The sequence below is a fragment of the Paenibacillus sp. LC231 genome, assembly GCF_001860525.1.
Classification (GTDB): Bacteria; Bacillota; Bacilli; order Paenibacillales; family Paenibacillaceae; genus Paenibacillus_AQ.
Genome location: NZ_JFOM01000015.1, coordinates 676,699 through 688,579, shown reverse-complemented (window position 1 = coordinate 688,579; position 11,881 = coordinate 676,699). Strand labels below are relative to the sequence as shown.

Below are 11,881 nucleotides of genomic sequence, written 5' to 3'. Positions count from 1 at the left end.
GTTGATGTGTGTTTCCACTTCCCACTTAGGATATATATACCCGGTGCATGGATGGTGAAACAGTTGTATCATTCTTTTTTTGCTGCGCCAGGAACTTTATTTATCCTCGGTCAATACTTCAAGCAAGCCCGCCGGAAGCTCATACTTGCGGTTGTTGATCTGAATGCTCTTCAGTTCCTCCAGCAGCGAATCATCGCTGTCCGAGTCCTTAATGGCCTGCACCTCGTGGTGCAATTGCTCCATCTGGCGGTCCAGCGCGTTAGCCGTATCCGCAGCCTTCTTAAGCTCTTCCAGCAGATGCTGAGGAACGGACTTATTATATTTGTAGAATATTTTATGCTCCAGACTCGCCCAGAAATCCATGGCAATGGTTCGAATTTGGACTTCAACGCATACCTTCTCCACCCGGTCGGAGAAAAACACAGGCACTTCGACTAAGAGATGCAGGCTTTGGTATCCGTTCGGCTTCGGGTTCTTGATATAATCCTTGACGTTTAACACCGTTAAATCGCTCTGCTTCTGCAGCATGTCGCTAATTTTGTAAATGTCGGTTATGAATGAGCAGGTGATTCTTAGGCCCGCGATGTCTTTGATATTATCTTCTATGGAGCTAAGAGAGATGTTTCCGCCTTTTCGGAGCAGCTTCTTCATGATGCTCTCCGGTGACTTCAGGCGGGATTTCGTATGTTCGATCGGGCTATAATCATGAAGAGCCTGGAACTCCTCTTTTAATATCTCCATTTTGGTTTCGATCTCATCTAACGCGAATTTGTATTTCATCATGAATCGGGTAATTTCATTCCGAATGATTTTGAGCTGTTCGATTTGCAAAGAATTCATGGGATACTTCCTTTCGATTGTGTGATTCAGAGCCGTGATGACTCGAGTGATAAATAAAAACAAAACACGCTGCTAACATTCCAGAAGTTCTGTCCCCTCTTTAAATAGTAGTTGATATTGAGGTGCAACTGCAACTTTAGTGTTGTAACGTCAAAAAGACGCTGCAACCAGAAGGTCGCAACGTCCTTTATCCTATGCCAGCATCGTGCTGCTTGATATCGTTATTATAAACCATATCTTGCAAGGCGTTTATGGCTCGTATTATATTATCTATACGGTTCATGAACGTGTTATTATTTCTCGGGCAATCGCAAAATACTCATGGTTTCGACATCGAATTCTCAATATAATTTATATGGTTACTCGCTCCATTTTTATTTTCGATATGACTTGTTCCAATCTGTGGATATCCTTATGAAAAGGACTTAGAACAGAATGTATATTTTGAATTTCATGTGAGCCAACCAATTGATGATTATGCTTAATAAAGGAGGCAAGAGTTCCTCCAGGGCCTAAATCTACAAAAATCTTATCTTTTAGGGGCATCAAAGATTTCAATGCATCTCGAAATCGGATCGGTTCCCTCACCACATTCCATAAGTATTCGGGTTCGAAAGCAGCCACCTTCTGCCCACTAAATGATGAAATTACGGTCGTATGGGGGGGCTTTAAAGCTAAAGAGCTTACATGACGCTTATAATATGAGCCTGCCGAGTCAATCCACTTGGAATGGAAACCACGATGAATGGGCAATCGCTGAGCCATGATATTACGATCTCTTAAATAAGACTCCACTTCGGAAAGAGCCGCAGCTCCTCCAGAAATGACAAAATGCGTATCAAAATTAACCGATGCAATTTCACAGTTCTGATAAAGTGTCGGTTCGCTGCGATATAGGGATACCTGATCAAGAACAGCGATCATGCCCCCGGGTTTGCAATGATTCTGAATGATTTCAGCTTGACTAACCACATGCTCCAGCGCTGAATGGTAATCCATGGAACCTGCGACCGTGCAGGAAGCAAACTCCCCCAAGCTTGTGCCTAACACATAATCAGGGAATATCTGATATTCCATAAACACCTGAGCTAAGGCATACTCACTCATGAATATTGCGGGATGCGTGAATGGTAATGAATCAAAGGGCCGGCTGATTGGATAATCATTCTCGTAAAGCTCGCGGGTTACCGATTTCCCGGAGATTTGATAATAATATTGATCCAGCTTCTGAATCCAATGACGGAATACCGGCTGATCCCGGTATAACTCCTTGCCCATTTGGTAATATTGGGATCCTTGCCCCGAGAACAAAAATACGATGGATTTCCCCACTTTCATTCACTCCCATTTTATCGAAAATTAAATAGCCTTTCTTGATTGGGCCTCATTCTGAAATTGACAAAATGCTTGAGCGAATCCAATTGAAAATAGATGTTCTGATCATACAACATACTTATCGTTTGACCAGGAGGGGTTCCATAGGAATGACCAGGAAATACCCGCAGGTCCGGAGCCGCAAACGATTTAATTTTTTGAATGCTATAATACATCGCCTCAGCGGATGCGCCTTTGAAATTGCATCCCCCGCAGCCTTCAATAAAAAGTGTATCTCCCGTAAAAATACAGTCTTCAAGCAAAAAACACATGCTTCCCGAAGTATGCCCGGACGTCCACAAGCTTGTCACATTCGTCTCTCCGAACATGACGACCTCATTATCGGATAAACTTGTCAAATTTCGGCAATTGAAACCATAGTCTTCAATTTCCACGCTCGACATGAATACCTCACATTCATAAATCTCGGTTAACACGGATGCCAAATTTACGTGATCGTAGTGAGAATGGGTCAGCATAACCCCTCTTACATCTGCGTTTAAATCGTTTAGCTTGCCTATGATGGTATCAAGTTCCCATGAAGGATCAATAATAATGGCAGAGCGGCTGCTTTTATCAAGAACAATATAGCTATAATTAATAAAGGGATGCGAAACCGTTCGCAGTACAAACACTTCGTAATTAACCATGATTCCTCCCCTATCACATCAGGCATTAAAAAAACTCCCGGCTAAGCGCTGTTTACTGCAGCTTAACCGGGATTCGTTCGTTCATGCCTTGACTCCGTGTAATTCCTTCGCCTTCTCTTTAAACTTACGGAGAAACTCTTTGGTCATGCCATGTTCAGAGTATAACTCTTCGCAAAACGCAAAAATCGTTTCATAGGATTTGGCTTCTGATAACAGCACCATATGATTGGAAGGATCTATATCCATTACATGCAGATTAGGAAATTGACGTTCCCATTCCTCCCAGTAGGTTGCATGGTCCAGCGCGGAAGAATCTTCGGTTGTAGAGAAATAGGGTTCCAGTTCTCCAAAGAGGAGTCCACCCTTATTGCGGAAATAGTAGCAGGTTACCGCATCGGGGGCGGATAACGGCATCACCGAAAACTGATCAAATTGGTATGCATGCTGTATTTTGATATTCGCTTCAATCATCGACATGATTTGATCTTCCGTCTTGGTGAGTCCTCGTGTGTTTCCAAGCTTAATTAACTGTTCAAACAATTCCTCTTCCTGAACATTCAGATCCAATTCATTCCGATGGATAAGCGTCTGCATAAATTGATCCGGTTCTTGAAAATTCTTTGAAGCAAGGGCCAAATTAACGGCTTGCAATACGGCCGTCTTTCTGGAAACGGCTCCTTGCTGAAACTCTTTTCCATATGGTGAATCCAGCATCACAACTGAATTCACCATATGTCCAAGCTCCTGCAATTGACGTGTCACTTCATACGCAAGTACCCCGCCTAAAGAGTAACCTCCCAGATCGTATGGCCCATTAGGCTGAACGGATTGAATAATATGCGCATAGTACGCAGCCATCGACCCCACGCCTTTTAATGGAGATCGATCAGTTAACCACCCTTTTGCCTGGATTCCGTAAAATGGCCGCTTGCTCTTTTGCGCGAGTTTTTGATACATTTCCACGCCACCCAAGCCGCCATGAAACCAAAATACTGGCGATCCTTGTGCGCCATTGTTTAGAAGGATTAGCTCGGGAAACTGCGGCCAACTCCCGGGGACTTCGGACTTGCTTTGTCGGCTGATGATGCGTGATCCATCCACTTTGCTCAGCGATTCGATCATGGTAATGATATCCAGGAGTGTCCTGCATTCCTGAAGTTTAACGAGATCCACCGCCGAGGCCAGCTGATTCTGCAATTGTTGCAAGAGCTGCATCAATAGAATGGAGTCAAGTCCATATTGATCCAAAGGCAGGTCTGGACTCAACTCATGGGGGGCTAGTCCCAGTATTTTCGATACGATATCGATAACACGGCTGCTCACAATCGGGTCCGTCTCAGCCATTACCGCTGTGATATCAGTTAAACGGTGGGGTAAACCTGCACGTTTAACCTGTCCCGCATGGAGCTCTCGTGCACTATCGCCATCAAGATCGGGCCAACACCTTCTTCTCTCAAATGGATAGACAGGCAGTGACATTCTACAAACTTCTTTTGCATCGTGAAGTGTTTCCCAAGGAAATACGCCGCCTCTAGTCCATTGGAGAGCGATATCCGTCAGGCTGTTATCCGCAAATAATGTTAGTACAGCATCCGAATCCATTTTGGACTTGGAATTAACTGTCTCTCCTATAAAAATGACAGGATGCGAATCTTTCGCCATCGGGACGACTTGCGATGTTTTCAGGAAATGCCTGAAACCACGAATCAGCTCCTCGCGGCTGCTTGCAACGAAAGCTAGCCGGGATTCCATCTGTTCTCTGCCTATCTGCAAGGTGTATGCGAAATCCGATAAAGAGAATTCCGGTGCACGTTCTGCATATTCAAGCATGTGCCGAGCATATTCTTCCAGTCGCTCTGTACTTTTTGCTGAAAGAGCTACGATCTGAGGTTTCCTCGAAGGTTCCTGATGCTTACCGGCAGGCACCGGAACATACTCTTCCAGGATGACATGAGCATTCACACCGCCGATGCCATAGCTGTTTATCGCCGCACGTCGCGGCAGCACCTTACCATGCACATCGGTTAACGGCTCCCATTCATGATGCTCTGCAGAAATTCGAAGCGGACTTCCTTCCAGCGAAATATGCTGACTTGGACTCGTAAATCGTTTCACTCCAGGGATAAGTTTGTGTCTTATCGCCTGAATAGACTTGATCAACGAAGCCATGCCTGAGGCAACTTCGCCGTGACCCAGCGAAGGCTTCAGCGTGCTGATATAACAAGCACTCTCTCCTAATGAATCAGATGAAGATGGAACATTAGAAGCTATCTCCTGATAACCCGTCTTCAATGCATTGACTTCGATACCGTCGGCGATAGGCGACGCGATACCATGGGCTTCAATATAGGATATCGTCCGGGGGCTAACTCCCGTGCCTTTAAATGCTTGGGCCATGGCTGCCTTCATCCCTGCCGCATTCGGTGAGGTCAATGACATTCCCTTGCCCCCATGGGACACACCGGTCCCTTTGATTACAGCATAAATTAAATGATTGTCCTCAATCGCTTTCGACAACGGCTTGATGATGATTGCTCCAACACCCTCACTCCGGACAAATCCGTCCGCGTTAGACTGAAAGGATTTAGCTTTTCCATCCGGGCTAAGATATCCCATAGCATCAAAGCCTATGAAACCTATAGGGGAAATCAGCAGGTTTACAGCGCCTACAATTGCTTGTTCGCATTCTTCGCTATATATGGAACGAATCGCTCGATGTAACGCAACTAATGTAGAAGAACAAGCCGTTTCATAGTATTCACTGGGTCCTTGCAGGTTTAATGCATATGAAATACGGTTCGGAATCAGAGATGGGACCACGCCCGTCATCGCTTGTGGATTCCCTTGTGAAATCGAAGTGACATTCATATAGTCGCCTGGACCTGCAGCTACGAAAACGCCTGTAGGATGTTGCGAGAGCTTGCTCGGCGAAATGCCGGCATCTTCAACCGCCTTCCAAACCTGAGTCAGCAGGAGACGTTGTTGGGGATCCATCATTTCGGCTTCTCTCGGAGAAATACCGAAAAATAACGGATCAAACTCTTCCACTCCTTCAATAAAGCCTCCCCATTTCAGACTGGTTTGCTCTTCGTCTTTAGAAGGATTGTCCAAGCATTCTCTCCAATCCCAGCGTTCTTTTGGTATTTCGGTTATACAGTCCTTGCCCTCCACGATATTCTTCCAAAATTCATCTACATCCTTTGCCATCGGAAACAGTCCACTGATGCCCACAATCGCAATTGGCTCAGATTGAAAATCGCTGTCCTCTGGTTCCGAAGACGGCGACTCAGGCCGGACTGTCATCCTTACCGACCTAGAACGTGATTTTTTCAAGGGAATCCCTGCTTCTTCCTCCACCCCCCTTGTCTTCGGCACGAATATATCCTGCTGAGCGGTTAATGCAGCCGTTACATCAAAGGCGGCACGATGTTCCGCTAACAAATACTCGGCAAAGCTGTCCAACGTTGTATATTCAAAAAACACGGTAGGCGTCAATTCAAGATGGTATTCCTCATTCAACTGATTGGCAAATTGCGTTAGCGAGATCGAATCAAAGCCATACTCGCTTAACTCCGAATGCATATCGATGTCTTCCAGCTTGACCTTTAGCAGCTTGGATACGGTCTGGACCAAGGCAGTTTCTACCCTTGCCGGCAAGTTGGTATCATCTGACTTAACAACGATTGCTGGCATGTTCTCATGCTGAACTGTCGGGGCTGCCGGCAGCATTCTAGACTTCACTCGGGACATCATGCCCGTCATTACTACCACCTGGTTCCTTCCCAAGGCAAACCCCTGATACAGCGCTTGGATACCTGTCGATGTCTGCATTGGGACAGTACCGAGGCTCTTCATCATGATTTTTTCGACTTCCTCGTCAACACGCATCCCGCCTTCTTTCCAGAGCGGCCAATTGATGGATAACATGCGCCCATGCCTTTGCCTGGAAGCCGTAAGCGCATTTCTATACTCCGCGTAGGAATCCATAAAAGCATTAGCAGCGGAATAATCCGTCTGTCCCGGATTACCCGTTGCCCCCGCGACAGAAGAAAACGCAATGAACAAATCCAGTTGGATGTCTTTGCTGGCTTCGTCCAGATATACGAGTCCCCTTACTTTGGGTGCCATCACGTTTTCCAGTTCTTCGACATCTTTTCTAAGAATCAGATTATCCCGGATAATACCCGCCGCATGAATGATGCCGTTCAGCCTTCCGTATTCCTCATGAAGGCTCTGAATCAAGGAGGTAACCTGCTGCTTATTTGTCACGTCGACTTGTCGATAATCAACCTTGGCTCCAAGAGCCCGCAATTCATCCAGTTCGGCATGCGGACCCTCATGCAGTGACGAGCGTCCGGTAAGAATCAATACAGCCTCTTTCGCTTTATTGAGAATCTCTTTGGCAAAGATGATGCCAAGACCTCCTGCACCACCTGTAATCAGGTAAATGCCCCGGTCTCTCCAGGGAGCAGCAGCCTTCATAACGTCAGCATGAAGTTCACCCCAACCGGCAACACAACGTTGGCCGTCCCGATACCGAATACGTTGATCCACTGGATATTGACTGTTCTCTATTAGTACACCCGTTATATCAGAATCAATGGATTCTATTTCGATATATTGACATACAAGCTTGGAGTTTTCCGACTGTGCAGCCTTCAGCAAGCCGGAGATCCCCGATAACAACAGTTGATCCTGCTGAGAGAGTGACAACACCTGGATAAGGATTTTATCTTTGGGTTTGTCTCTCAGGATCGCTTGAATTTCCTCAAAGATTCGGGCTGAATACGTTATAAACCGCTCTTCTATTCGTTCCTGATAGGATTCCAGCGTAATGCAGTGGGCCCGGCTCAATTGATCGTTTAAACTCTGCTGCATGCCCGAACCGATCTCACACAGGAACACCAAGTGCTTGGCATACTCCGGGCTACTGCCAATCCGAGCAACTGGCTGATCCCTCCAGATCGGCTCCAGCATGAGGGTGCCCGGCGTTTCCAAAACCATCGATGATTTCACTTCGCCGTCAAGCACCCTAGTTGAAAACTCCTTCATTTTTACAAAAACCTTACCCTTAGCATCACATAGATCGATATCCAGTTTCTGCACTTTACTCTCTGGTTTATTTCCGGCACTGTAACGGATTCGTGCCCACATCTCGGAAGGACATTTGCCGAAAATCTCCAGCTCCTGCAGAGCAAACGGAAGTCCCGGCTTCAACGAAACGCTCGCCGCTGAATCAGAGCTCATCATCATGGATATGGTGGCCTGCAGAGCAGAATCCATTAGGCTGGGGTGCAGCGTAAAAGGAGAAGCTGCGTCGGTCACCCCGGGTGGAAGAGACAGCTTCGCTAACGCCTGGCCACTGCCCAGATAGACCTTTTGTATACTTTGATGTGCTGGACCGTAATGTATACCCATTGCGCTATAGGTTTCATAAATCTTGCTTGATGAAATGATGTCCAGATTGCATTCAGCCAGAAGCGATTCAATATCCAACGAAGCATGATCATTCAAGCTGCATACTTCCGCACTTCCCTGACTGTGCAGCACCGGTTCCGCTTCCTGCTCACTGTATACTTCATAGGCAATTTCACCATTGTCCTCATAGTATAGATCCAAATGGACTAGAACCGGTTGATCTACCGCCACAATGGGCCGAGCCCATACGACATTTTTAAGCCGGATCCCTGTACGACCCTGCTCCAGCGCTTCCCCGGCCATTTGTTCTATCCCCGTTCGCGCCATTTCAAGGTAAGCCACTCCAGGCAGAACTCGCTGGCCCTTCACAACATGATCCTTTAGGAAAAACTCGTTTCCAGTAAAAACCGAACTGAAACGCAGCCCCGAAAGATCGGAGATATTCCGGTGAAGTAAAGGATGAATAACAGATATGGCCGGATCTCCAGCAGATTTTGTTGCTTCGGCATCCTTCTCGGTCTCCGGAATCCAGTAAGGTTCCCCAGCAAATGGATAAGTTGGCAAGCCGATGCGGCACGGTTTTACGCCTCCGTAAATCTGGTTCCAGTCGACGCCCAATCCTCTTACCCAAAGATTGAGAAGTTTGGCGTATTTTCCGCGTTGGATCCATTTGACAACGGCTTCCTGAAACTCTTCATCCGCTTCGAAGACTGACAACGTCTCCTTATTGCGTTTGACCTGTCCCCGGAACATATCCTTGATATGACCAGGCCCCTCAATGAATCCTTCCAACTTCAGCTTAAGATCGTCCATGGACCCCACAATCCAGGCCAATCGTTCTTCCATGGCTTCTCGCCCCACTTGAAGTGTATAGGCAATATCAGGAAGCGCAGCATCCGAGAACTGTTCTTCCGTGAGAGCGTACAATAACTGCCTGGCCTGTTCCCGGAGCCTGTCTTCGTTTTTAGCCGATAAAAGGATCAACGCGGGACTCTGCGAACTGACGGCAATGCGAGCTCGTTGATCGTTCACCGGGACATACTCTTCAACTATGATATGCGCGTTAGCTCCCCCTGCTCCGAAGGACGAAATACCGGAACGGCGAGGAACTTCCTGTCCGTCAATTATTGGACGTTTCCAATGAGCGGTATCACGTTGCACAACAAATGGCGTACGATCAAAGTCAATATTAGGGTTTAATTCATGTCCGTGCATGACATTTTTCACTAAAGTTTGATGCTTCAACTGAAGCAGTACTTTGGTAAGCTGCGCAATCCCAGCCGCTGCCTCTGCATGTCCAATGTTTGATTTGACAGAAGAAATGGAGCAATATCCTGTATCTCCGGTATATTTGCCGAATACATCCGTCAAGCCTTTAATCTCAATCGGATCCCCGAGCGACGTTCCGGTGCCGTGAGCTTCAATGGAACTGATGCTTCTTGGATCAATTCCGCTTTGGATAAGCGCCTTTTCAATCGCCTGAGATTGAGACACTGGACTTGGTACCGTATAACCGTTCGTCCTGCCCGCATGGCTAACCGCGGTCCCTTTTATGACCCCATAAATAGAGTCCTGATCTCTGATTGCCTCCTGCAAAGGTTTCATAAAGACGGCGCCTACCGCCTCAGACGGCACATAACCCGTCCCCCCTTCGCCAAAAGCGCGGCATCTGCCGTCGGAAGCGCTGAATTGTCCCTGGCACAATGTAATATACTTGCTGGGATGGAGCGAAAGGTTTACACCGCCGGCGATTGCCATCCGGGACTGCCCATTTCGGATGCTCTCACAAGCCAAGTGAACTGCATACAGGGATGAAGAACATGCTGTGTCCACCGTCATACTTGGACCTGTAAAATCCATGATATAAGACACACGGTTTGCTATCGAGAACATCTGACTAGTCGCCAAATACATCTCTCTATTGGCTTGCCCAGCTGCATCGGCCATAAACAACTGATAGTTGTTAAAAGTAGCACCGACAAAAACTCCGATTTGATTTCCATACCCTTCCTGCTTCAGCGACTCCCGGGTATATCCCGCATTCTCCATACATGCCCAGGCAGCCTCAAGAAACAAGCGTTCCTGCGGATCCATGTACATAGCGTCTCTCGGCGAGATATTAAAAAACAATGGATCAAAATATTCAACGCGGTCCAAAAAGCCTCCCCACTTGCTATAACTTAAACCCTTCGCTACCGCTTTGATCCGGTCCGGTTCATAGAAGCCGTCTAATGACCAGCGGCTCGACGGAATCTCTTCGATCGAGTCCTTTCCTGCGTAAAGATTATTCCAGAACTGCTGCAGCGTATCTGCCTTCGGATAACGGCCAGCTAACCCGATTATGGCAATATCGTTCGAGGCGTTTGGCTGCCGATCCGTTAATATGATAGTGCGGCTTGAAGGTATCGCTGCTGAATTAGACGCTTGAAGAGACTGTTTTGGGGCCGGTTCCACCTGCTCAACCTGCTTTAAGTTTTTCAGAGATGCCCCATTCACAGACATCTCCACTTGCTTGTAAACCATTTCATGATATTCCTGTGCCAAATAAGCGGCTAATGCTTGGATGCTGTTGTACGTATAAAAAAGAGTGGCGTCCAACTGTCCAATCCATAACTCGATTTTTTTATTTAACGCATGAATCATCAGGGAATCCAGTCCCAATTCTTCAAAGGAAGCTGCATTCTCCAATTTGTCATGGGGAATCCCGGTTACCTCCATCAACAGAGTTCTTAGTTGAGCAGAAACTGACGACACCAGCGCTTCTGAATCCATTTCGGCAGAATGATGTGGAACCTCAACATTAGCTTTAATCTCCCCATCATATATGCGGCCAACTAACGGACTCACCTCGACTTCTGCTGCAGGATGAGGTTCTGTGTCATCGACCCTCCTGATTGTTTGCTCACCAATGTCTGCTTCAACCGTATTCACCCAATAGCTTCCCCGTTCAAAGGGATACGCCGGCAGCTTAACCTTGTAAGGCCGAGTTTGGCCAAAGAGCTGCCCCCACTCGATTTCATAACCCTGACAATAAAAGTCCGCCAGGGCATAAAGCGTCTCTTGATATTGGCTTCTGCTATGATGCTGGCTACGACTCTTCGCAAGAAGTTCCTGTATATACGACTGCATTGCTTTTTGTCCGACAAAATCGCGGGGAATCCTGCCCTCGAAAAGATTCGGTACTTTCTCGCTGTTCCCAGCCTGCTTCATTACATACACAGCATCGCCTAAATCCTGTATGACAACGGCGCAGCGATGACTGAAATGAACGCGGCCATTAAGCAGCGTATAGCTGATATGCTGAAGATCCTCTTCATCCCACTTCTCGTTAACGAGTGCATGAAGCATATCCCGGATTTTTTCCTCGAGCGCTTCCTTCGTTTTGGCTGAAAGTGCCAGTATATAGTACGGCGGTCGCTCCGTGGATTCAGCAACTTTTTTTCTCGAATAACTCTCGACAACCATGTGCGCGTTAGTCCCGCTCATTCCGAAAGCGCTAACGGCACCTTTTAGGGATGCTCCGTTAACTTGTCCCCAAGCCTTCGCTTTCTTATTTACATAGAACGGGCTTTCCGCCCAGCGGATATAATCGTTCTCTT

Annotated in this window: 4 protein-coding genes (1 of these 4 cut by a window edge); all 4 read right to left on the bottom strand. The window is 47.0% G+C overall.

Annotated features, from left to right (window positions below; genetic code table 11):
• Nucleotides 1–96 precede the first annotated feature (96 nt).
• On the bottom strand, nt 97–840 hold the full coding sequence (locus AK95_RS13145) for a GTP pyrophosphokinase (RefSeq protein ID WP_083397611.1): 744 nt from the start codon (nt 838–840) through the stop codon (nt 97–99).
• A 351-nt stretch (nt 841–1,191) separates the two neighbouring features.
• Nucleotides 1,192–2,178, bottom strand: a complete 987-nt coding sequence (locus tag AK95_RS13140) for an acyltransferase domain-containing protein (RefSeq protein WP_071220389.1) — start codon at nt 2,176–2,178, stop codon at nt 1,192–1,194.
• Between the two features lie 11 nt (nt 2,179–2,189).
• The gene (locus AK95_RS13135; protein ID WP_083397610.1) at nt 2,190–2,864 is read right to left on the bottom strand and encodes an MBL fold metallo-hydrolase; all 675 of its coding nucleotides are present in this window, start codon (nt 2,862–2,864) and stop codon (nt 2,190–2,192) included.
• Between the two features lie 81 nt (nt 2,865–2,945).
• Nucleotides 2,946–11,881 carry the final stretch of an SDR family NAD(P)-dependent oxidoreductase gene (locus tag AK95_RS13130; RefSeq protein WP_071220387.1) on the bottom strand. Its footprint extends 9,070 nt past the window's final position, so only the last 8,936 of its 18,006 coding nucleotides appear in the window; its start codon lies off the right edge, out of view; the stop codon is at nt 2,946–2,948.

Coding starts and splice junctions, on each gene's coding strand:
- AK95_RS13145 (WP_083397611.1), bottom strand. CDS start 840: ATGAATTCTTTGCAAATCGAACAGCTCAAAATCATTCGGAATGAAATT.
- AK95_RS13140 (WP_071220389.1), bottom strand. CDS start 2,178: ATGAAAGTGGGGAAATCCATCGTATTTTTGTTCTCGGGGCAAGGATCC.
- AK95_RS13135 (WP_083397610.1), bottom strand. CDS start 2,864: ATGGTTAATTACGAAGTGTTTGTACTGCGAACGGTTTCGCATCCCTTT.